The organism is Tolumonas osonensis (assembly GCF_014202415.1).
Lineage (GTDB): Bacteria > Pseudomonadota > Gammaproteobacteria > Enterobacterales > Aeromonadaceae > Tolumonas > Tolumonas osonensis.
In genome coordinates this window covers 116,623-140,582 of record NZ_JACHGR010000010.1, presented here as the reverse complement: position 1 = coordinate 140,582, position 23,960 = coordinate 116,623, and the positions used below count along the sequence as shown (strand labels likewise).

Below are 23,960 nucleotides of genomic sequence, written 5' to 3'. Positions count from 1 at the left end.
GTTGTTGATCCCGTCAAGGTCAGACGCTTTGCACAAGCCTTAGGCATCCATGCGAAAACAGACAAAATCGATGCGGTGTTGATAGCTCGATTTGCAGCAACCATGAAGCCTGAAAGTAAAGTGATCCCGGATAAGCAATCCAGATTAATCAAAGACCTACTAGTTCGTCGTTCTCAACTGATAGAGATGAGTACGATGGAGAAGAACCGTCTGCAAATCATGCCAAAAGAGCTTCACAGCTCAATCAAGGCGATGCTGAAGATGTTCGAAAAACAACTTGAAAGCCTGTCTGAGAAGATTGAACAGCTTATCCGCCAGAATCAGGAATGGCGCATGAAAACAGAGATCCTGATGAGCGTTCCAGGTGTTGGGAAAATCCTGGCGTATACGTTGTTATGTGAATTACCGGAGCTTGGTAGCCTGAACAGTAGGGAGATCGCAGCCTTAGTCGGATTAGCCCCATTCAACAAAGAAAGTGGTCGAATGAAAGGCAAACGAAGTATCCGGGGAGGAAGACCTCGGATCCGAACAATCATGTTTATGGCGATGATGTCATCAATCCAATGTAACCCGGTATTCAAACAAAAATATGAGCATTTAAAAGCTGCTGGTAAATTACCGAAAGTAGCGTTGATAGCCTGTATGAGAAAACTGATCGTTATCTTAAACACGATGATAAAAAACCAGCAGCAATGGCAGTTAAATTAGTCGAAAATAGTTGACGAAGAACCACAGTCACTTGTTAGTTTTTTCAATCTTGGTGGAAAAATCTGATTCTGGAACAGGCAAAAATTTTTACACCTACCGTAAATTTTTATATCGAGTCAGGTTAATTTACTAAAAACGACTATCGTCGTCTTTCTACATCAGCTAAAACCCTTTCCGCCCAACTCTCTAAAGCATCAACGGGGATATTCCCAGCCTGAGCACCTTGATGCTGTGGATGATTCGTTCCCTTGTGTCCTTTTTCACCATACAAATCATCAAGCAATTTAGTTGGCCACGAAAGTCCTTTTGAAATAATGCCTTCCCGTATAGATTTGAAATCCTCTAACCAGGCTTTATCGCCAGCACCATATAATATTTTTGTTGAAATCATTTTTTCACCATCTGATGTGTCGATTTCAAGCAATCTGACAGTGACCTTTGGTGTTTTGATTTTTACGTATTGGATGACTCTCTGGAGACCATTAGCAAGTAGATGTTTACGCGAACGACCAACCTGTGGCAATTCAATCATCTTAGAATCAAGCTTTGTGCAGCCATGCTTATGCTCCAATATTTTCAACATATCATTGAAGCTCTGAAAGCGGCTGGCACACTCTTTCTCTTTATCAGAGAGATCTTGTTTACCGCCGACATCAGCACTGGGTAATGTTCCACCTTGATATGCATCACCTGTGCTTACCTTTTCTCCTGCTAATATGCCATGTTCACCGTTTTCACTAACTTTGGTGATTTCTTTTTCTTGTGTTTTTTTTGTCACTGAACAAGGTTTAGTGAAACTAACCCATAAACGACCATCGTCTAAAATAATGGTGTTGTTTTCATCTGATGCAGATTCAATATCATCAATGCTTAATTCATCTGGTCTGAAATGCCATGACTGAGCATCATCACCGTCTCCCTCAAGAGCTGTGTGCTCTTTTGATTTTCGTCGGATAAATGAAGGATTATGAAACTGAACACTGTCAGGCATTTCACTATCAATTTCGACACCGATAATTTCATGAACCAAATAAGCTTGTTGTTTATGAGACATTTTCCCTTTGACATGGAATATCCAGTCCGTCATATCTGGCGGATCAAAATTAAACGTCCATCGCTCCCAAGTTTTATCGCTTTGCCGTTCTTTATCTAACCGTCGGTAAATACTTTCAAATGATTGCAATACAGCCTTATTCGTCAGCAGCCAAGCAAGGATCATTCTCGTACCATTCTGATCAAAAGCATCTAATGGAAACGTTGTTGTTTTTAATACATGGATATCAACGTGCCCCTCTGGATTCTTCGGTCTCACATCAAATTCTAAGGATAAACGTGTCGAGCCCATACAGGCTTTGCACAGATACGAATCGATCAAGAAGATTGCTTTGGCTAGTTCTAATTGAGGGATGTAAATAGTAGGCTGATTACGTTGTTTAATTTTAAAGGCTTTTTGCGTCCCTTCAGCCCGCACAATCGACTCATAATCACTCAGCTCAGAAAAATCACTGAGAAACACAGATTCAATTTGATGTTTTGGCCTCAAATGAATAATTCTGTCCGCGGATGAACGATCAGGCGTCGTTGCATTAATTATTTTATCTCGACTAAGCAATGGCAAATTAGCGAATCGAGTAAATTTTTTATTCTGGATAGGACTTCCGAATACATTGATTTTCCAATCCTGCGTACCAACCTTTTTAAATAAATCGCCAATATGAACGATACGAACATTTTCATTAAAACCTTCTATCGGAACCATAACTTCTCCATTCATAAATAGGTCAGTGAATCTAAAATTTTCATTGTATCTGGTGTAATTCGTTGATCGCTTAGTCCCACACTTCGAAACAAACTCCAACGTTTTATTTCCATGTGTTTTTCTCTAGATTCCACAATGAATTGAGAGATCCGTCTTAATTGATATTCTGTGACTGACTCTGTATATCGGGCTAAAAATTTTTGGGTCAGTGGTAGTTTGTGTAACTTTTTTGCGACCGAATTTTTATGAGGTAATTGATTTAGAAGCCATGAAGCAGACATCCGTTGCTGTACTGGATGAGCTTCAGATAACAGATGAATCCTGATTAAATCCTTCACTAATTGCCGGTCACGCAAATGCCAATCAACTCGCTTGTTAACCGTTTCAAAAGGTCTTTTTTGCTGCTCATTAAACGCAAGCAACCAATCCCGATCATGACGGTAAAGCCACGCATATAAAGCGCCACCTGTCGCTTGATGTCTGGCCTGTTTCACTCCATGTCGTAAAACTAATTCTTCCCATTTTTGGCGATAAGCTCGGCATTCATCTGATATCGAAATCGCATTACCAACGCTGGATTGACTCTCGTTGATCACTGTTTCAGGAGCATATCGACGGACTTTAATGAAGATATCCAAAACAGACAGTGTTGGAACTAACGTTTGCCACACGATGAGATGCTCTAAGAAGCTGAACGATTTTCGATGTTTACGAAAAATAGATCTCAACCAAAAACTGTTACTTTGTGATTGATTCAATAATCCTTTGTTTTCTAAATAAAGACTGCCGAAACGAGAGCAGACTAAGCTTAAAACTTTCTCATGATCAACCTGTTTACCTCTAGCACATCCACACTCCGTAGCAATTTCATGATAAAAATGCGTCCATTGTTCAAAGGTTGGTGATTGTTGCGCGGGTTGATCAAGAAGCTCTGATGCCGCCTTAGCTAGACTGAGATCATTGGCAACGAATTTACTGCTTGTCTGCATGGAGAAATATGCAGAATTTAAAGGTAGGAACTGATGCCGGTGCTCATCGAAATAAATAGACGTCTCTATTAAACAATCATGCTTAGGACACACTGGTAATTCAGGCAAAAACCAATCACGTTGCCAATGATATTCACCATGGGTGCGTAGTTGTCGTTCCATACAAATAGGGCAGAAACGAAAAGTCCGGACAGATTTAATTCTTGATGCAACAACACCTAGCATCAAATGGACCGCACCATCAGCTTTGCCAGACATTCGTTTTATTGCTCGTTGCCGTAAATGTTCTGGCACAAAAGGAGCGTAAAGTGGAAATAATGTGTGTTTGTACACCAATGTTTCTAAATCATATTTTCCTGTCTCATTTAAAAGCAAAACGATAGATTGCAAGTGACTTGGTAGATCAAGTGTGGCAATCACCTTTCTATCGGCAAAGATCTCATCTAACAGTTGTTTGGGACTTACCAGGCCATAATAAACTCCAGCTCTTGCAACAGAACTGTAAATCAGCTCATTTGGATGCGGGGCTGGTAATTTCATTCTGCTATCCGGCCTTTTGCAAAATGTCGCTGAGTTTTAATATATATCCTGCTTTAACCATCTCATTGTAAATTGCTGTTGGCTCGGAGTTTTGCGCATACATGTACCGTAAACTTTCAGGTTTCAACCTATCCCAATCTTTTAATTTTACGATGCTTGTTTGTTTTTTGGGCTTGGCTATTTCAGGAGGAGTATCGACATCGGCAACTGGTGTCATTAACCATTTTAAAATGATTGGAAGTAATTGTTGTCGGGTTAACTGTGGATGCTGATTAAATGCATTACGGATCGTTTTAACCAATAATGTAGAATCATAATCATCTTGCAGCATCAAATAGATACGTTGTTCATCTTCAGTTGGAAGTGCTTTCATCGCGAGACTTGCAGGCGTTTCTTGCGAGATTGAGGCAATTTTTTGTTGTAATTGAATCAGCTTCTTGTCTATTTCAGGAACCATAAGATCAGAATAACGAGCAATACGTTCAGGAATACCAGAGCGTAGTGCATCCAGCATCGGATGAACCGGTATCAGTTCATCGTCATAAACTTGCTGTAGCAACCCTGTTGTGATCCGTTCTTTACCTAAGGCCAATGCTCTTAATTGCGCCAGAATAAAAAGCTTCACCACGATATCCATGACCCCTTGGCTGAGATCAAACCATAGAGCACGTATATCATCAGAAAGTAATAAATCGCGCTTTTGCAGTAGTTGCAGTTTCCAGAGATTATTTGTAAACGCGCCCCATTCGGGATTCGGTGCCCCCTTGGCATATTGAGACATGGGTTCCCAAAACATTGATCCGAAGCCAGCACCACGTCGTGCAGAACGCAGATCAGCTTCGAAGATATCACGCGCTTTGGGTGTTCCAATCAGCATCACCGGTACACCGATTGTATTCACCATCGTGACAAAGAAATTCAACATTTCCTGAGAGCCACCTGATTTTGAACGGCTGAGATGCTGAATTTCATCAATAACTAGCAGTCCTAAGGCATGCGCATTCGCAATCTGAGCCATCAAAGCCAGCATGGTTTCAATACCATGCTTTTTTAATCCATATCGTTTTTCGTAATTTTCACCAAGTGCACGATCTAATGCCCTGAAAAAATTAAGGCAAATTTCTTTCAATGACCCATTATGAGAACAGTCGATTTTAAGATAGACAACCTGCTCAAGATTCATATCAGGATGGTAAATCACTTGAGGGTACGCGGATAAAATACGTTTTAATGAGGTGGTTTTTCCACTACCGGAACAACCAATCAAAAGCATACTCTGAGCAGTCGAACCGACATCATCATATCGAAACGCAGACAGCTCACCACGCTGAACCCGTTCATATCCATTTTGGAGATGTCGCTGTAGCATCCCATTCTGGGGATTGCGTCCCACATATCCGCCCCTGATCATGATGGAAACTCGTTCGTTTAACGCCATATGCGAACTCAGTGGCTGAAAAAAATCGTCCTGAATTCGACAAATATTGTGTGCCCGAATAACTCTCGATTGAGCCAAATCCGATGCTTCAAATTTCAACGTTGATTTCAGATCAAGCGTCGCATCATAAGCATCCAACAGTGGTGGTAATGCTTCAATGAGTGGGTTTGCTTTATAAGCTTCAACACCAGTATCTTTGTAAATTGCTGTAATACGCGATGTTGTCATGTTTATTCATCCTCATCCGTTTCAAATAAACCAGGGATAAAGAATGGATAGCTATAATCATCCTCTGAATTCTGAAGTGGGATCACTTCAGCAATATTCTGTTCTGGCTGAACTGTAGTGGATTTTGTTCTTTGTTGGCGCTCTTGTTCACGGGCTTCTTTTTTATTAGAGCGAATTTGTTGAATTCGCTGTTGATTTGATTCTTGAATATTTGGTAATAACTTCTTCGACTCCGTAATGACGCCTTGAATAAAATCATCCAATTCCCGACGATGTACATCCTCATCAAATATTGCATTTGCCTGAGAATGTTTCTCTTCTTTTTGAATATCCCAAACTTGCCAGAATGTCATGCCTCTGAATCGTCGGCTTTGTTCTGTCAGCGAACAAATCCAATAGCTTCGACTACCAGATTGCGGAAACAGATAAATCGTATCCGCACAACTAGGATCATACGCAGCCTCTAGTTTGTCTGGTCGATTTACCTCCTGACTACGAAGCAACCACCCCTCACGTAACATCTCTGAACTGGTGTAATACATGCCCCAGAGGCAAACACCAGATGTCGAAACACTCACTTTTTCCCGAGGCAACACTGCAATTCTAAGGAATTCAGGATCAACAGTTCGTAACCGGCCCGTTCTGTTTTGCAGGCCCCAGTGCCATAAATAGATTGGTATTGAAGGCATATCTATTGGCAAATCAGCATCACGATCATATTTGGTTAGAACATGATGATTATTTCTAAAAAGAATCGTTCTGATGATAATACGAGCAAAATCTGAGATTGTTATGGCTGCATCCAGCCGATAATCTCGTTCACCATGCTTTTTGATTTTATTTCCAACCACAACACCAGGTGCATAAGGTTTAAATTCTGCTTGTAGCGTTTTAAAACAGCGTTCAACAATCCCTTTTGCATCACCTCGTCTGGGTGGTGCGCTTTCAATACGAACATTGAATGTACTGATGAGTGAGTCCAATTGATTACTCATCAACTCGCCTCTATCGGCTAAAACAACATCAGGTAAACCGATACACGGCCAATCCTCCACTGATATATTCAGTCCAAGAGAATGACATATTTCAGTTTTATCAATGCACGCATTAATGAATGCCTGCATTGCAACAACATAGGATGGATTATCAAACCCGATATAAAATCCGACAATCATTCGGCTAAAAACATCAATGACAACGTAAAGTGTTGGTCTACCAACAATTTTTCGTCTGTCGTCATCCGCAACTAAATAAATGTCTGCAATCGTTGCATCAATTTCATACCGACTTCCTGGACCAAATGAGGCTGCTGTTGCAGTACCTGTAAGTGGCCTAACATCTTTTTTATATATACCCTCATCAGTTCTAGCCTGAACTCTTGCTGATTGGTCATATTCTCGCTTGTAAAAATATTCAAATTGCCTACGTGTTGGTAAATTTTCTTTACTAACATCAGGATAATATTGAATAAATTTATTTTTAAAATCGCGGAGTGCTTTGGCAACACTTAACTGAGTAGATGTCAGTAACTTTTCTTCTATAGTCACTCGCATTAATCTTTCTATGCTTTCGTCTATTTTTATTCCTACGCTATCACCATATTGACGTTTTCTACCGACTTTGTTGATATTCGTTGCCGCTCTTTTCTTATTTGGAGCACCCATATTTTTGAAATCAGGAAGCAATGCATTTAACGTTTGCCCTCGTTGCCAATATTGTCTTAATAAACGATAAATATTGGCTTTGGTTGCTATGCCAGTTTGCTCTACATGTTTTATGCGCTGTGCGCGCACAGTGGTTTCAAAACATTGATCATCAAATATAACGGGAGATATAACCTGATATGCATATTCTCTTTTTTTAAATGCAGCCGAATCAACTAACGGCTCTTCATGAATCAAATAGGCATACGGATCTTGAGAACGGACCAATCGACCATTGTCCATCCACTCAACAAGTTGTAGATGAAGAACTAATTTTGGAATGCCTTTATTTTCATCAATATTGATCCAGATGATTTCACTTTGATGTATGTGCAAAATTCGATAGCGGACATCATCAAAAGACAATACTTCATTGATTTTCCACATAAAGAAACTGCTCCATACCATTCAATTGCATAAATTTTATATCTGCGATTTTTAATTGATGAACAGGTTTTCTGATATCAAAAATAGCGAGTCTATTAGCCATAAGAAGTCGCAGATCTCGAAGTGATTGACCAAGTTCGAGTTCATACGCTAAATCAATGTGTTTACAAGCTTCGATGATTGAGAACTCGGAGAATCTTGCGATAGCAGCAGGCAAAAAAGCCATGGTCTCTGAAATTTGTTTAGTTGATGTAATGTCATCTATTTTTACGGAGTAAAGCCATTCAATGTTTTTGCGAATTTGCACATCAATGTCTTGTTCAGTAATCGTGACCCACGAAATCCCTTTTTGTTGCCAATAACAACGCTCTAAATCAAGTTTCTCAATGTTTCGTGGATCTTTGAAGGATTCCTGATATTTCACTTGAACGGCAAACTGAGTCTGAAATGGCGCTTTCGCATCAATCAGAAAATCCGTTGTCATTACCAAATCAACACCCTGAGCTGAGGGATGTTTTATTCCTTCTCTCTGAGCAATGATACGAGTGTCATCGCGTATCAAAGGAAATTGTTCTCGAATATCTAAAACACTTTCCGACCAGTCAAATAAGAGAAATGTTGCAAGTTCCAGGTCAGACAATAAATGATGAATACGCTTTGTTTTGTGAGAGAAAATGCGATGTGATCGCCCATCAGAAGGGACATCCTGAACACGTAGCCATGGCTGATACTTTTCGCCATAGCCTTGCCCGCGACCATCCTTGATCCGCTGTTCAATCAGCTTTTCAGATAAGAAGTAATTTTTACGTGCCATAAAAAAGTCCAGAATGCTTTTTAATCAAGCATAGCTGGACTTTTTTAGTTTTCAAATATAATGTCAAGTTTACAAATATTTTGTCAAAGTTTACGAATTTAATGTTAAGTTTAAGAAAATAATGTCAACCAACAATTCCCTGGCTTTATCAGTGGGCAGTTATTCTACAGTAACTGATTTAGCGAGGTTACGAGGCTGATCCACATCGGTTCCTTTGATTAACGCAATATGGTAAGCCAGCAACTGCATTGGTACGGTGTATACAATCGGTGCAATAATGTCAGCCACACTTTCCATCGGCATAACCCGCATGGTTTCATCACTGCTGAAACCAGCTGCCCGATCAGCGAAGACATACAGCAAACCACCACGGGCACGCACTTCTTCCACGTTGGATTTCAGTTTTTCCAGCAGTTCGTTGTTCGGCGCAACGACGATGATTGGCATTTCACTGTCAATCAGTGCCAGCGGGCCATGTTTCAGTTCACCGGCCGCATATGCTTCCGCATGGATATAGCTGATCTCTTTCAGCTTCAGTGCACCTTCCATCGCGATCGGATACTGATCGCCACGGCCCAGGAACAGACTGTGCTGTTTGTTGGCAAACTGCTCAGCCAGTGATTCGATCTGTTTATCCAGTTTCAGTGCCTGCTCAATCTGCGTCGGCAGAGCCTGCAGGGCACTGGCAACACAACGTTCATCCGTTTCAGACATCTGGCCGTTGCAGCGGCCAATGGCTGTTACCAGCATCAGCAGACCAGCTAACTGAGTGGTAAAGGCTTTGGTAGACGCCACACCGATTTCCGCACCCGCACGGGTCATGAAAGCCAGATCAGATTCGCGTACCAGAGAAGAACCTGGCACGTTACACAGCGTTAGGCTGGCCATGTAACCCATCTCTTTCGCCAGACGTAACGCCGCCAGCGTATCTGCGGTTTCACCGGACTGAGACAGTGTGATGATCAGGCTGTTCGGATGCACTACGGATTTGCGGTAACGGAACTCAGACGCAATTTCAATATTGCAGGAAACGCCTGCCAGAGCTTCAAACCAGTAACGAGCAACCATACCGGAATGGTAGGAAGTCCCGCAGGCTACGATCTGCACATGTTGCACTTTCCCGAAGATCTCACGGGCATGTGTACCGAACGCTTCCGGCACAATGTGGTTACCCACCAGACGGCCTTCTAACGTGTTGATCAGCGCCTGTGGCTGCTCAAAAATCTCTTTCTGCATGTAATGACGGTAATGACCTTTGTCACCAGCATCATGCGAAAGCTCAGATTCGATTTCGGCACGTTCAACCGGCTGGCCTGCCAGGTTAAAGATTTTTACCTCTTTGCGGGTCACTTCCGCAACATCACCTTCTTCCAGGAAGATGAAGCGACGGGTTACCGGCAACAGCGCCAGCTGATCAGAGGCAATAAAGTTTTCACCCAGCCCACGGCCAATCACCAGCGGAGAACCGGAACGGGCCACGACCAGGCGGGAAGGATCACGACGATCCATGATCACCGTGCCATAAGCGCCACGCAGTTCTTTTACTGCTGTCTGTAATGCCTGCAACAGGCTGTCGGAAGTTTTCAGGTAGTGGTGCACCAGATGCACAATGACTTCAGTGTCAGTCTGGGAGACAAATTCGTAACCCAAACCCTGCAGTTTTGTGCGCAGTTCCTCATGGTTTTCGATGATACCGTTATGTACCACTGCCAAGTCACCATGTGAAACATGCGGATGCGCATTGATTTCAGATGGTTCACCGTGGGTTGCCCAACGGGTATGCGCGATACCAATACCACCCGCCAGCGGTTGTGCATCCAGTGCGGCAGCCAGTTCCTGCACTTTGCCCAGACGACGTACTCGTTGCAGCTCGCCCTGCGGGCCGATAATTGCGACACCCGCTGAATCATAACCGCGGTATTCCAGACGACGTAAACCTTCTACCAGAATTTCAGCAATATCACGTTGTGCAACAGCACCCACGATTCCACACATATAACGATCTCCAAATGAAGTCTGTTGTTACTAAACAGAGCTTTAAAGTAAGTATGCAGTAAGGCATGACTAATAAGCAGACCGGTTGCCGCCAGGATGCGGCCGCCGAGCTTACATGGATGTATTTACCGCGTGTCTGCGCTTAGTCATGACTTACAGCCGATATTCAAGTATTAACCTGCGCGCAGATCACCTGCACACCATGCTGTTCAATTTGTTGCTTCAGTTCAGCGCCGATACCGTCATCGGTGATAAGGGTATCTATTGCATCCCACGGTAATTCCAGATTAGGAATCCGTCGGCCAAATTTTTCAGAATCCACCATAACAATGACTTCCCGGGCTACTTCCGCCATAACCCGGGACAGGCCGACCAGCTCATTAAAAGTAGTGGTACCCCGGCTCGGGTCGACACCATCGGCGCCGACAAACAACTGATCAAAATCATAGGAACGCAACACCTGTTCTGCGACTTGTCCCTGGAAGGCTTCAGAATGAGGATCCCACGTACCACCGGTCATTAATAAGGTGGGTTCATTTTCCAGCTCACGCAATGCCTGTGCGACAGTCAGCGAATTTGTCATCACCACCAGCCCCCGTTTTGTTGCCAGTAACGGGATCATTGCGCCGGTTGTACTGCCACTGTCGATAATGATCCGGTTATGGTCCCGGATATGCTGAACCGCGGCCTGAGCAATCGCCAGCTTTCGTTTCGAAACTTTAGCCGGCACTTCTTCCGCCAGAATTTCAGATGGCAACGGAATCGCACCGCCGTAACGACGCAACAGCACCCCACTTCGTTCCAGCTCGGCCAGATCTTTACGAATTGTCACCTCTGAGGTTTCAAAACGCTGAGACAAATCTTCGACACTCACTTCCCCCTGCTCGTTTAGCAGGGAAATAATGGCATGCCGCCGTTGTTGTGTGTTTCGCTTGATCATCTTCAGGTTTCGATTCGAAATTTAACGAGCAGTATATTCTTACAAAAAGAAAGTTCAAGAGGATGGAACAGTTTCTCTGACAGAACCAAAAGAGGAATAAACACAAAGGCCCGCACATTGTCGGGCCTGAGGTACATATTAAGACTTTTTATTTCTTTATCTTTACCGGTCGTTGCCAACCGGTAATGTGGCGTTGTGGAACTCGGGTGATCACCAGTTCATCTTCACCTACATCACGGGTAATGGTACAGCCCGCGCCCAGCGTAGCTCCTTTGGCGATTTTAACCGGCGCTACCAGCTGAGTGTCAGAACCAACAAACACATCATCTTCAATGATCGTTTTATGTTTGTTCGCGCCATCATAGTTGCAAGTGATAGTACCCGCGCCGATGTTAACATTGGCACCAATCTCACTGTCGCCCAGATAGCTCAGGTGACCCGCTTTGGAGCCCAATCCCAGTTTGGCATTTTTCAGTTCCACGAAATTACCGACATGCGCCTGCGCCGCTAATTCAGCGCCCGGCCGCAGACGGGCAAATGGCCCGACAGTACAACCTTCAGCCAGTGTGGAACTCTCAATAATCGAATAGGGACTGATAATACTATCGTCAGCAATGCGGCAATCTTTCAGGATACAGCCAGCGCCAATCTGAACCCGGTGTCCCAGTTCAACATGCCCTTCAATTATCACGTTGGCATCCAGTACCACATCTTCACCACAACGCAGGGAACCTCGCAGATCAAAACGGGTCGGATCCAGCAGGGTAACGCCATCCAGCATCAATTGCTCGGCCGCTCTTTTCTGATAGAAACGTTCCAGTTGAGCCAGTTGCAGACGATTGTTGGCGCCCTCCACTTCCTGTGCACAGGATGGTTGTGCCGTCTGGATCATGCTACCTGCGTTATGCGCGGCTGCGATAATATCGGTCAGATAATATTCACCTTGTGCATTCTTGTTGGTCAGGCCGGATAACCATTGTTTAAGCTGTCTGGCCGGCGCCACCAGCACACCGGTGTTCACTTCACTGATTACCTGCTGCTCTGGTGTAGCATCCTTTTGCTCAACAATGCCAACCACCTGTCCGGCAGAGCGCAGAATACGACCATAACCAGTCGGGTTCGCCAGCGTGACTGTCAACAAGCCCACACCATCGACAGGCTGAATATTCAGTAATGACTGTAAGGTAGTCTCGCTGATTAGTGGTGTATCACCATAAAGTATCAGCACCCGGGCATCATCCGGGATCGACGGCATTGCCTGCGCCACAGCGTGACCGGTACCTAATTGTTCTGCCTGCAGCACCCATTCCACCGTTGCGTCATTTAACCGGGATTGCATGACTTCACCACCATGCCCATACACCAGATGGATTTTCTCTGCATTCAAGGCATGAGCGGTCTTAATGACATGACTAACCATAGGACGACCTGCGACCGGATGCAGAACTTTAGGTAAAGACGAACGCATGCGGGTACCTTTACCCGCAGCAAGAATGACGACATGCAGAGACATAACGAACCTCAATCGATACAGATGCCCGTTATTCTAGAAGAAAAAGGATGGCCCGGAACAGAATTATCCAATGCAAATTAGCGAGACCAAATCTTATGCCCACGCCACAGATCCAACCCTGTCAGATTTCTTTGTACGGCGGTGATGAAATGAATGCGCAAAATATAGCGCATAGTGTATCTTATTTAACCGTAGTCAACTGACAACCAATACCAATAAAAAATACGGGATAACAACACCATGCCTAATTTTTCTTTTCCTCAGGAAGAGCAGAACTTCCGTATCCAGAATTGCAAGACGCCTCAGATACTGGCGGATCAACTGGCGATATTATGTGCTGCTAATAACTTTGAATATTACCAGTTATGCCTGACTCTCCGTCGCGGTTTACAGCAAACAGACCTGACCCTGTTGATGCAGGCACCGGAACATTGGGCTGAACACTATACTCAAAATACCACCATACAGAACGACTCGTTGTATCTGCGGGCACAGTCGCAAAGCAGACCCTTGTTCTGGCAATGTGAAGCCAAGCCGGAGCACGAGTCTTTCCTGCCGATGGAGAGCTGGCGACAATTCGGAATGGAAGAAGGAATCGCGTTGCCGTTGCATGGTCCGGCTGGTTTTTGCGGCTATTTTGCTCTGAGCCGCCATAAAAGAGAGCCGATTCGGCTGCAGGACTTTTTCCACTTAAGTTATCTTGGCCATATTCTGCAGGAACAGGCAATTCCGCTATTTTCTCCGGAACAATCCGGACTGTCATGCCGGGAAAAAGAATGCCTGTTCTGGGTAAGTGAAGGTAAAACCTCATGGGAAATAGCGCAGATTCTGGGGATCACAGAGCGGACAGTAAACTTTCATCTGAATAATGCTATTCGTAAAAGTGGCTGTAAAAACCGCTATCAGACCGTTGCCAAAAACATCATTACCGGTGAACTGGTGCATACCATGAACCGGATCAGCCTGACTCATCTTATCCAGTATCCGCAAACCCTCTCCGCCTGATAACAGCAACAGACGCCGCATCATGTGGCGTCTTTGTTACAAACAACTGGGTATAAATGTTGCTTCATTATTTCCAACTAATTTGGAGAGAGTGTAATGACACGGCAACTGACCTCAGGCCAGCCAGCGTTGCTGGGAGAATTAAAATTATGCACCGAAGTGGGGCCCACCCTGGGGGATAGTCGGATCCAATTACTGGAAGCCATTGAAAGGCTCGGCTCTCTCTCACAGGCTGCAAAATCCATCCCGTTATCTTATCGTTCAGCCTGGGATGCGCTGGATGAAATGAATAATCTGGCAGAACAGCCATTGGTCATCCGGACTGCCGGCGGTAAAAACGGCGGTGGAACCCAGTTGACGGCTTATGGCAAACAAACCGTCGCTTTGTACCGGGCACTTCAGGCGGAATATCAGCAGACGCTCATTCGTATCCAGCAACAGTTGCACAACACTCCCTGTCAGCAGGGTGACACGCATTATGACATTTCCCAATTTCGTCGTTTATTGCGGCGTATCTCAATGCGCAGCAGTGCCCGCAACCAGTTTATCGGCACTGTCGTTGCACTGCGCACAGCGCGGGTCGATTTTGAAGTCACATTACAACTGGATGACGCCGTACAGCTGATTGCGGTCATCACGCGGGAATCAGCTGAAAATCTGGGCATCAGTTTAGGTCAGGAATTGTATGCACTGGTGAAGTCGTCCTCTGTCATGTTGGTCACCGACAGGAAACTGAAATTATCTTCCCGCAATCAAATATGGGGAAAAATCAGCAAAATCCATCGCGGCCCCGTCAACAGTGAAGTGCTCATCAGCTTGCCCGGAAATAAGACCGTCTGTGCCGTCGTCACCACGGAAAGTATCAATGATATGCAACTGACCGAGGGACAGGATGCATGTGCTGCGTTCAAAGCGTCTTCGGTGCTGCTCTGTGGTTATACTGGCTGACAAAGAGATCGGGCACACCATCGGCTGCACGCGTAGACCTGCCCCGCACTGATCACTGCCGGTAGTATCTGACTTGAACGGTCGGGTTTATACTAACCGCTTATATTTTCAAGGAGCATTCGTTATGTCGCCAAGAGACTGGGGATTTGCCTTACTTATTGTCTTCGCCTGGGGTTTCAATTTTGTTGTCATTCATTGGGGACTGGATGGATTACCGCCTTTACTGCTTGGCGCTCTGCGTTTCACTCTGGTCGCGTTTCCGGCCATTTTGTTTGTGCCGCGCCCCAAAATTGCCTGGCGCTGGTTACTGGCATATGGCCTGACCATCAGTTTCGGCCAGTTTGCATTCCTGTTTACCGCCATGAAAGTGGGCATGCCGGCAGGCATTGCTTCGCTGGTTTTACAGTCGCAGGTATTGTTCACACTGCTGTTTGCCGCCTTACTGTTACACGAACACTGGTTGCCTCATCAGCCTGTCACCCTAGGTATTGCCGCACTGGGATTGTGTCTGCTGGCTACCCAGCAGGGACACAGCGGAATGACACTGGCCGGGTTTCTGCTGACAGTGACTGCGGCAGCGTGCTGGGGTGTGGGCAACATCATCAACCGCTATATCACCCGGCAAGGTTCACTGAATCTGCTGAGTCTCGTCGTCTGGAGTGGCTTGATCCCTCCTGTTCCTTTCGTCCTGGCCTCATATTGGCTGGAAGGGCCTGACTTGATCGTAGCAAGCCTGCAAAATATTCAGCTACATTCCATTTTGTCCGTCGTTTATCTGGCGCTGGTTGCGACGCTATATGGTTATGTTGCCTGGGGAAGACTGTTACGCAGTTATCCGGTGGCACAGGTCGCACCGCTTACCCTGCTGGTCCCTCTGGTTGGTCTGTTGTGTGCCCGTATTTTCCTGGATGAACAACTGAATCTCTGGCAATGGTCAGGTATTTTGCTGGTCTTAATGGGATTACTGCTCAATATATTCTGGCCTCGATGGTTTACTCACCGGAAGAGGCAATCCGCGGACCAGTTATAATAAAAGAATGTAAAACTCCGCCGATACCCTGCCGGCAATAGATATGATGTCCACGAAGAAGAGTGCGGAGCTGATTCGTGACATTAACCAAAAAACGATCATTATTATTTCTATTGCCGTTACTGGTATTAGCAGCAACATTCGGCATAACCACCCGGACAGATCCTGTCGAGTATCTAACTTCACCGGTACTGCATGGCAATATTGAACAAACGGTATTAGCCAGCGGAACATTAAATGCCGTGAATCAGGTAAATGTCGGTGCGCAGGTTTCCGGCCAGTTAAAATCGCTCAAAGTGGCTTTAGGTGATCAGGTCACGAAAGATCAGCTGATTGCCGAAATTGACCCCATACTGCAACAATATACACTGCGTCAGGCCCAGGCTGATCTGGATAGCGTGAAGGCTCAGAAACAGGCCAAACAGGCTCTGCTTCGTCAGTATGAGCAGGCTTACCGCCGACAACAGATGATGTGGCAACAGGATGCCACCTCCAAAGCCAGCCTGGAAGATGCCGCAGCCTCTCTGGATACAACCCGCGCCGCCATCAACCAGCTGGATGCTGAAATAAAATCAGCACAGGTCGCTGTCGATACAGCCAAAGCCAATCTGGGTTATACCCGCATCAACGCCCCTATCAGCGGAACCGTTGTTTCTGTGGTGACCAAGCAGGGACAAACAGTCACCGCGAACCAATCGATACCGACCATTATCAAATTGGCCGATCTCGATACCATGACCGTCAAAGCCGAAATCTCAGAAGCGGATGTGATCAACGTGAAACCCGGCATGAAAGTCTGGTTTACCACGCTGGGCGAGCCGGACAAACGCTATTATGCGACATTAAGGGCTATCGAACCGGCATCCACCGCGGATAGCAGCGATGATGACAGCTCATCCAGCAGCTCCAGCTCATCAAGCTCATCCTCTTCGTCATCCAGTGCGATTTATTACAATGGCTTATTTGATGTCGCCAACCCGGATCACAAACTGCGCGTGTCAATGACGGCACAGGTGACCATCATCACTGGCGAGGCAAAGGATGTATTGCTCGTACCCGTCGCGGCCATCGAAAACAACGAACGGCAGCAAGCCACTGTCCGCGTCCTGGAACAAGACCGCGTGATAAATAAAATCATTCAGATCGGTTTAAAAGACAGCCTGAATGTTCAGGTCATTAGTGGTCTTAATGAAGGTGAGCAAGTGATTCTGGGAGACAGCCAGAGCAGCGCAGCCACCAGCAGTTCCGGGCAAATGATGCCTCCTCCACCCGGGCCTTAATGATGACTGAGCCAACACCATTAATGGCGCTGAAGCAGGTCAACCGCCATTTCCAGAGTGGCGATGATCGCCTTACCGTACTGCACGAAGTCAGCCTCAAAATCCATGCGGGAGAGATGGTGGCGATCATCGGGGCTTCCGGTTCAGGCAAATCAACACTAATGAATATATTGGGATGCCTGGATCATCCCAGCAGTGGTGACTATCTGGTTAATGGCCAGAGCACAGCGACGCTGAACAGTGATCAGCTGGCCGATCTGCGCCGGGACTGTTTCGGTTTTATCTTCCAGCGTTACCATCTGCTGCCTCATCTGAGAGCCGCAAGTAACGTAGAGATCCCGGCGATATATGCGGCAAAGCACAAACATGAGCGGCTCCAGCGGGCCAATTCTCTGTTGGAACGTTTAGGACTGGCCGACAAGCAAAATAGTCGTCCGGGTCAGCTTTCCGGCGGACAACAACAACGCGTCAGTATTGCCCGCGCATTGATGAATGGCGGTGACGTCATTCTGGCTGATGAACCCACCGGTGCCTTGGATAGCCAAAGTGGCAAGGAGGTGATGCAGATCCTCCGGGAGCTTCACCAGCAGGGCCATACGATTGTACTGGTTACACACGATCAGAATATTGCGGCACATGCGGAACGCGTTATTGAAATCAGTGACGGGCATATCATTGCGGATCGTCGTCAGACAGCTTGTGCGATTGATTCACCCCGGACTGAAAAACAGTTCACGATGCAGCCTTCGGATCAGCAGTCAGCCAGTTGGTGGAGCCGGCAATGGTCACGATTTTCCGAAGCCTTCACAATGGCCTGGATTTCCATGCTGACCCATAGGATGCGAACCTTGTTAACCATGCTGGGTATCATTATCGGGATCACCGCGGTGGTCAGCGTCGTTGCGGTCGGTCAGGGTGCCCGTAACAAAGTCATCAGCGATATCAGCTCGATGGGAACCAATACTATCGATATCTATCCCGGTAAAGACTGGGGAGACAGAAATGCCAGCGCCATTCAGACACTGACGCCCCAGGATTTGCCTTTGCTGAACGGGCAGGTTTATACCGACAGTGTTACCCCCAGCGTCAGTACTACCGCCTTGGTTCGTAATGGAGACAAAGCGCTCAGTGCCATGGTATTTGGTGTTGCCGGACAATATTTTCAGGTAAAGGACCTGCAGATGGCATTTGGCAAATCCTTTGATCAGAAAGCGGTTGAGCAGTTGGAACCAGTGGTAGTGATCGACCATAACACACGACTCAAACTCTATGGGGAACGCATCAACCCCGTCGGAAACGTACTCCTGCTGAATAATCTGCCCTGCCGTATCATCGGCGTCACGGCAGAAAAAAAGAGCACCTTTGACACACAAAACCTGAATATCTGGTTGCCCTATACGGCGGCGATGTATCGCTTGATGGGACAGCATTATTTCAGTTCTGTTTCTGTTCGGATCAAGGAGGGCGTTTCCAGCAGTGTTGCGGAACAGCAGATTATTAAACTCTTAACCCGGACCCATGGCCGGAAAGATTTCTATACCCGTAACAGTGACAGTATTTTGCAAACGATAGAGAAAACGACGGCTACTCTGACACTGTTGATCTCATCCATTGCCGTGATTTCGCTGATTGTGGGTGGTATCGGGGTGATGAACATCATGCTGGTGTCCGTTACCGAACGAACCCGCGAAATCGGGATCCGCATGGCGGTCGGCGCTCGTCAGCAGGATATTCTGCAGCAGTTTCTGATCGAGGCGATCATGGTCTGTCTGCTTGGCGGCACGCTGGGCATTGTCTGTTCGTTTGGTGTCAGTATTATCTTCTCCATGCTGGTCAGCAGCATGCAGATGGCTTTTTCAGTCTGGTCACTGATTGCCGCGTTTTTATGTTCATCACTGATTGGTGTTCTTTTTGGCTACCTGCCTGCCCGCAATGCCGCCCGGCTTAATCCCATTGAGGCCCTCGCCCGTGAATAAACGTTTGTATCTCTATCTTTCGTTCTACCTGTTAGCGGCCTGCAGTCAGCACACTACGCCACCACCACAAGACTTGTCGCCTGCTGTTCCAGCACAATGGAAGGACGGCACATTATCGGCCAACGATATCCTCAAAGAAGAACACTGGTGGCTGACTTTTCAGGATCCAGAACTGGATCGGCTCATCCGGCAGGTACTGGGAAAAAATAACGATTTGGCGGTAGCCGCATTAAAAGTCAGACAGGCTCGTCTGAATGCAGGCCTCACGGCCACCAATCTGACACCGGATGTGACTGCCACTCTCGGCGCAGAAAAGCAAAAGACCTGGCAGGATACCGCTGCGGATAATGCCAATACGACCACATACAGCACGGCCCTTTCCCTGAATTATGAGCTTGATCTGTGGGGAAAGCTGGCCGATGAACGGGCTGCTGCCAATTTCGAAGCTGAGGCGACAGCACAGGATCGGCAGGCAGTCGCATTGTCACTGATTGGCACGACGGCAACCCTCTATTGGAAACAGGGTTATCTGAATGAGCAAATCCTGATTAACCAGCAGAGTCTGGAATATACCCGACAGGCATTAAAAATAGCGGATGCACATTATCAGGCCGGAGCTAACAGCAAACTGGATGTCTTACAGGCTGAACAGAGTGTCGCCAGTCAGCTGGCCAGTCTGGAAGATCTCCTCAGGCAAAGAGAGGAAAACCAGAATGCACTGGCCATTTTGCTCGATCAGCCGCCGGGAAAAGGTTCATCCCTACCGAACTCGCTGCCAACGACCCCCATACCGGAAATCCCGGCCGGTTTACCGGCCGATGTCCTGGCACACCGACCTGATGTGAAAGCCGCTGAGTTACGGCTACGTTCTGAATATGCGACCCGGCAGTACATAGCCAAAAGCTACTATCCGACATTCAGCCTGACCAGTGCATTAGGTACCAGCAGCGGGCAGTTACAGTCCGTTTTGCACAATCCGGCCGGCAGCCTGGGTGCTGGGCTCACACTGCCTTTTGTCGAATGGCAGACGACCCGCCTGAATATCGCCAAGCAACAGGTTGTCTACGAACAGACGATCCGCAATTTCCGGCAAACGTTCTATACCGCCTTATCCGAAGTGGAGAATCAGTTGTCCGCCCGTCAGCATTATCTGAACGCCGCTTCACAACTGACACATGCATTAGCGTTAGCCCGGCAAACAGAACAGATCACCGCCGTACGCTATCACGCTGGCGAGATTGCAATGCAGGACTGGCTGGAACAGCAGGAAAACCGCCGTAGTGCCGAAAAAGAACTGTTGCAAAACCGTTATCTGCAACTCACCACCCAGATGGCGCTGTATCAGGCGCTGGGCGGTAATCCGGCCTTGCAGCAGGATTGATGTTTTATTCCGAAAAGACAGGTACTACGGTGCCTGTCTGGCTGATGCGGGACGCTGCACCAGCACTTTTTTCTCCCAGCGACGGCTACGCCAGCGCCAGAACATCGTGAGTCCCCGCACCCATTCATCCACAACGAAGCCGCACCAGATCCCAACCAGTCCCCAGCCCCAGTGGATACCGCACAGATACGCCACCGGGATAGCAATGCCCCACATGGAAAGCAGTGCCATCCGGAACGGGAACCGGGCATCACCCGTGGCCCGCAATGAACTGATCACAATAATATTGAAGGTACGTCCCGGCTCCAGAATCAGGCTCAGCAAGAACAGCTGACCGGCCGTCGCCAGAATGATGGCATCCGAAGTAAATAACTTCATCAGGTAAGGGCCGGATATCACGACCAGCATGACGGATAGCACCGTCACCACCAGCCCGATCTTCAGACTGCGCATCAGACGGTGATAGGCCTGATCCAGCTCCCCGGCACCAACCAGATGACCAATCATGATCTCGGTACCCAGGCCGATCGCGATCCCGAATAACATCACAAACAGACTGATCTGAAAGAAATAAGACTGGGTTGCCAGCATTTTGTCGCCAAGCAGCGCGACAAAGGACGTGATCACCATCATTTGCAACATCCACGACAGATTTTCACCGGCCGCCGGTAAGCCGATCTTCATGATCTTGCGAATGATCTCAGTGGAAAAACGGCAACATTCACGCCAGCGCAGTTGTAAACCGATACGCTGACGAATCAGCCAGACCAGCAACATGACGCCCACAATACGTCCGACTACCGTCGACCAGGCCACACCGCCGACCGACATCTGCGGCAAACCAAACCAGCCATAAAGCAGCAGGGCGTTGCCGACCAGAGTGACCAGATTGACTATCACCGTGACATACATGGCTTCCCGGGTATGTCCATAAGCCCTCAGGCTGGCCGCCAGACAAAGCGCAATGGCTTCCGGCAGCAGACACAACGCAATAATTTGCAGATAGATATGCCCCATGGTCTGCAGGTTTTCAGGCATATTCATCAATTGCAGGATTGGCGTCGCACCGAAAAATACCCCGAGTGCCACAATTAAACCGATTAAGGCATTAAAACCAACCGACTGCTGTACTACTTTTCTGGCAACATCCCGTTGTCCGGCGCCCAGATACTGGGTGATCACGACACTGGAACCAATACCCACAAAGTTGAAAAGCGTAATACTGACATCAAAGAACTGATTCCCCACGGACAATGCGGCCACGGCCTGATAAGAAACGTGGCTGATCATGAAGGTGTTCAGTGCCGCTGTCAGAAAGTGCAGCGCCAGATCAATAAATAATGGCCAGGTTATCTGAAACAGTGACTGAGATCGGACGACAGATACAGAACTCATAGTATGGAAAAGTACGGCGAGGAAAGAGGAGTTGATTAGACGGTTTTTTAATGGAAAAAACAATCCGCCATCTGTAAAGATGATTCCCGTTTTCTAAGATCTCTGGAAATGCGGACCATCATTGCAATAGCCCGCATTGCGGAAAATCAGCCGAGTTTTTGCAGATGTTTTTCTGCAATCGCCTGTACTTTCCCTACCCGGCGACGATATTTTTCTTCTGTGTCGCCCAGATATTCGGTCGTCATCCAGGTTTTCACGATTTCCATCGCAATGGCTGAGCCGATAATCTTGCCGCCGATACACAACACATTGGTATCAGAGTGGGAACGCGCCAGATTGGCACAGAAAGGATCCTGACAAACTGCCGCGTAAACACCATAGATTTTGTTGGCAATCATGGCACTGCCATAACCCACGCCATCAACGAAAATCCCGCGATCCGCTTTACCTTCACCCACGGCTAACGACGCCGGATAAACCGTATCAGGTAAATCGCAGGCGTCTTCACTGTGCGCTCCGAAATCCAGGACTTCATGTCCCTGGTTCTGCAGATAGGTCTTGATCTCTTCTTTCAGAGCAAACCCTGCATGATCACTGGCCATTGCTATCTTCATATTACGCTCCATACCTGTACTATTCAGAATCAGACTTTTTCACCATCAGTAACCGCTCATCCGGCATGACTGCGCACTTTCAGACGACGCGGAATAACATCAACGCCCGGCTGGTAATGATGTTCTGTGGCTGCCAGCGCCAATGCCAGCGCCCGATCAGCAATCAGTGAAAATTGTTGCGGCAAGGCATTTACTTTAACCGGCAGAAAATCCAGTAACTGGTTATCACCAAAGGTAGCTAACCGCAGTTTCTGCATCAGCTCCGGATATCCCTGCAAGGTATCAAGCACCCCTTCCAGTAGCACATACGAGGTTGTCACCAGCGCTTCTGGCATCACACCTCTGGCGATCCAGTCGGCACAGATCCGGGCACCTTCACTACGGCTGAAATGTTCACCATAAGCAATCAGCGGTTCCACCGGGATATTGGCCGCGCGCAAGGCAGCACGGAATCCGCGCTCACGCTCACAGGAAATTCCCAGATCGGCCACGGCACCCAGCAAACCGATACTGGCAGGCAGTGGTGATAATAAAGAATTAGTCAGTTTGATCGCGCCGTCCAGATCTTCACTGATGACAGAGGCAAATTTCTCGTCATCCAGCGCACGGTCAATCGCAATCACCGGCAAGCCTTTCTGCTGCAAACGGGGATAAAAATCGTTATAAGGATCCAGTACAGTAGACACCAGCAAAGCATCAATACGGCGCGAGATCAGCATTTCAGCCAGCGCTTTTTCTGTTTCCGGATCATCATCCGAACAGGTGATGATCAGTTGGAAACCATGTGCCCGGGCCCCCGCCTCCAGCAGTTTCGCCAGACGGGCATAACTGGTGTTCTCAAGATCAGGCAGGATAAAGCCAAACAGCCGGCTACTGCCCAATCGCAGCGCTGTCGCGGCCTGATCAGGCTTATAGTTGTACTGATTGACAACCGCCATCACCCGCTCACGGGTTTTTTCACTGATACGGTGTTGTTCAGCCTTGCCATTCACCACATAGCTTGCTGTTGTGCGGGATACGCCCGCCAGACGCGCGATCTCTTCAAGCTTCATTGGGGACCTATCTCGTTTGCTATTGCTGTATATTGTGCACTACTTCAAATTACTGGTGATTATACATTAACCAGCTCTTGAATATCTAGCTGAAACGATACAGCATATGAACTGAAACGATTAATCTATTTTTTGGCAAAACGAGAGTTGCAAACTTACTACCCAAGGTTGCAGCAAATAGATCAGAATATGGATGGGTGAATCGTTTGAGTTCTACGATTTGTTCTATGTTATATATCTGACACAACTATAAGAGAGGTACACG

At 47.1% G+C, this 23,960-nt stretch carries 18 protein-coding genes and 1 pseudogene; 7 read left to right on the top strand and 12 right to left on the bottom strand.

From position 1 onward, the window contains the following. Positions 1–708: IS110 family RNA-guided transposase (locus tag HNR75_RS14095; RefSeq protein ID WP_188027623.1), on the top strand; the 708-nt coding region annotated here is incomplete at its 5' end. Positions 709–847: 139 nt separating this feature from the next. On the opposite strand, the gene HNR75_RS14090 is transcribed toward HNR75_RS14095, so the two are convergent. From HNR75_RS14090 to glmU, 9 genes and pseudogenes are all read right to left on the bottom strand, one after another. Next, a complete protein-coding gene (locus HNR75_RS14090; protein WP_188027622.1) occupies positions 848–2,467 on the bottom strand; it encodes a Tn7-like element transposition protein TnsE in 1,620 nt (539 codons plus the stop codon). Between the two features lie 11 nt (positions 2,468–2,478). Continuing rightward, positions 2,479–3,996, bottom strand: coding sequence for a TnsD family Tn7-like transposition protein (locus HNR75_RS14085; protein ID WP_188027621.1), 1,518 nt, complete (start codon positions 3,994–3,996; stop codon positions 2,479–2,481). Between the two features lie 4 nt (positions 3,997–4,000). After that, entirely contained in the window at positions 4,001–4,213 is a 213-nt protein-coding gene (locus HNR75_RS15690; RefSeq protein ID WP_425506805.1) for a hypothetical protein, read from the bottom strand. 609 nt (positions 4,214–4,822) lie between these two features. Then, a pseudogene (locus HNR75_RS15685) lies at positions 4,823–5,365 on the bottom strand (ATP-binding protein); the annotation flags it as partial. A gap of 299 nt (positions 5,366–5,664) precedes the next feature. Next, positions 5,665–7,752: a DDE-type integrase/transposase/recombinase gene (locus HNR75_RS14075; protein WP_188027619.1), complete on the bottom strand. Its 2,088-nt coding sequence runs from the start codon at positions 7,750–7,752 to the stop codon at positions 5,665–5,667. Next, positions 7,736–8,566, bottom strand: coding sequence for a TnsA endonuclease N-terminal domain-containing protein (locus HNR75_RS14070; RefSeq protein ID WP_188027618.1), 831 nt, complete (start codon positions 8,564–8,566; stop codon positions 7,736–7,738). Before HNR75_RS14070 ends, HNR75_RS14075 begins: the two co-directional genes overlap by 17 nt. A 159-nt stretch (positions 8,567–8,725) precedes the next feature. Continuing rightward, positions 8,726–10,561 (bottom strand): glutamine--fructose-6-phosphate transaminase (isomerizing), encoded by a 1,836-nt coding sequence (glmS, locus tag HNR75_RS14065; RefSeq protein WP_188027617.1) that lies wholly within the window; start codon positions 10,559–10,561, stop codon positions 8,726–8,728. A 166-nt stretch (positions 10,562–10,727) separates the two neighbouring features. After that, complete coding sequence (locus tag HNR75_RS14060) at positions 10,728–11,501, bottom strand: DeoR/GlpR family DNA-binding transcription regulator (RefSeq protein WP_188027616.1); 774 nt, start codon at positions 11,499–11,501, stop codon at positions 10,728–10,730. A gap of 148 nt (positions 11,502–11,649) precedes the next feature. After that, positions 11,650–13,014 (bottom strand): bifunctional UDP-N-acetylglucosamine diphosphorylase/glucosamine-1-phosphate N-acetyltransferase GlmU, encoded by a 1,365-nt coding sequence (glmU, locus tag HNR75_RS14055; RefSeq protein ID WP_188027615.1) that lies wholly within the window; start codon positions 13,012–13,014, stop codon positions 11,650–11,652. Positions 13,015–13,254: 240 nt separating this feature from the next. On the opposite strand from glmU, the gene HNR75_RS15485 reads away from it, so the two are divergent. The 6 genes from HNR75_RS15485 (at position 13,255) to HNR75_RS14025 (ending at position 20,634) form a co-directional block, all read left to right on the top strand. Then, on the top strand, positions 13,255–14,019 hold the full coding sequence (locus HNR75_RS15485) for a helix-turn-helix transcriptional regulator (protein WP_223157927.1): 765 nt from the start codon (positions 13,255–13,257) through the stop codon (positions 14,017–14,019). A gap of 96 nt (positions 14,020–14,115) precedes the next feature. Continuing rightward, positions 14,116–14,967: a TOBE domain-containing protein gene (locus HNR75_RS14045; protein ID WP_188027614.1), complete on the top strand. Its 852-nt coding sequence runs from the start codon at positions 14,116–14,118 to the stop codon at positions 14,965–14,967. Positions 14,968–15,091: 124 nt separating this feature from the next. Then, a complete protein-coding gene (locus tag HNR75_RS14040) occupies positions 15,092–15,997 on the top strand; it encodes an EamA family transporter (protein WP_188027613.1) in 906 nt (301 codons plus the stop codon). 77 nt (positions 15,998–16,074) lie between these two features. Then, positions 16,075–17,277: an efflux RND transporter periplasmic adaptor subunit gene (locus HNR75_RS14035; protein ID WP_188027612.1), complete on the top strand. Its 1,203-nt coding sequence runs from the start codon at positions 16,075–16,077 to the stop codon at positions 17,275–17,277. 2 nt (positions 17,278–17,279) lie between these two features. Next, positions 17,280–19,253 (top strand): MacB family efflux pump subunit, encoded by a 1,974-nt coding sequence (locus HNR75_RS14030; protein ID WP_188027611.1) that lies wholly within the window; start codon positions 17,280–17,282, stop codon positions 19,251–19,253. Continuing rightward, entirely contained in the window at positions 19,246–20,634 is a 1,389-nt protein-coding gene (locus tag HNR75_RS14025) for an efflux transporter outer membrane subunit (RefSeq protein WP_223157926.1), read from the top strand. Before HNR75_RS14030 ends, HNR75_RS14025 begins: the two co-directional genes overlap by 8 nt. 24 nt (positions 20,635–20,658) lie before the next feature. Here the strand turns inward: HNR75_RS14025 and HNR75_RS14020 are convergent, their stop codons facing one another. From HNR75_RS14020 to cra, 3 genes are all read right to left on the bottom strand, one after another. Further along, positions 20,659–22,029: an MATE family efflux transporter gene (locus HNR75_RS14020; protein WP_188027610.1), complete on the bottom strand. Its 1,371-nt coding sequence runs from the start codon at positions 22,027–22,029 to the stop codon at positions 20,659–20,661. A gap of 146 nt (positions 22,030–22,175) precedes the next feature. Then, positions 22,176–22,643 (bottom strand): RpiB/LacA/LacB family sugar-phosphate isomerase, encoded by a 468-nt coding sequence (locus HNR75_RS14015; protein WP_188027609.1) that lies wholly within the window; start codon positions 22,641–22,643, stop codon positions 22,176–22,178. 56 nt (positions 22,644–22,699) lie between these two features. Further along, positions 22,700–23,695 carry a catabolite repressor/activator gene (gene cra, locus HNR75_RS14010; RefSeq protein WP_188027608.1) on the bottom strand — a complete coding sequence of 332 codons (996 nt, stop codon included), beginning with the start codon at positions 23,693–23,695 and terminating at the stop codon, positions 22,700–22,702. Positions 23,696–23,960 lie beyond the last annotated feature (265 nt).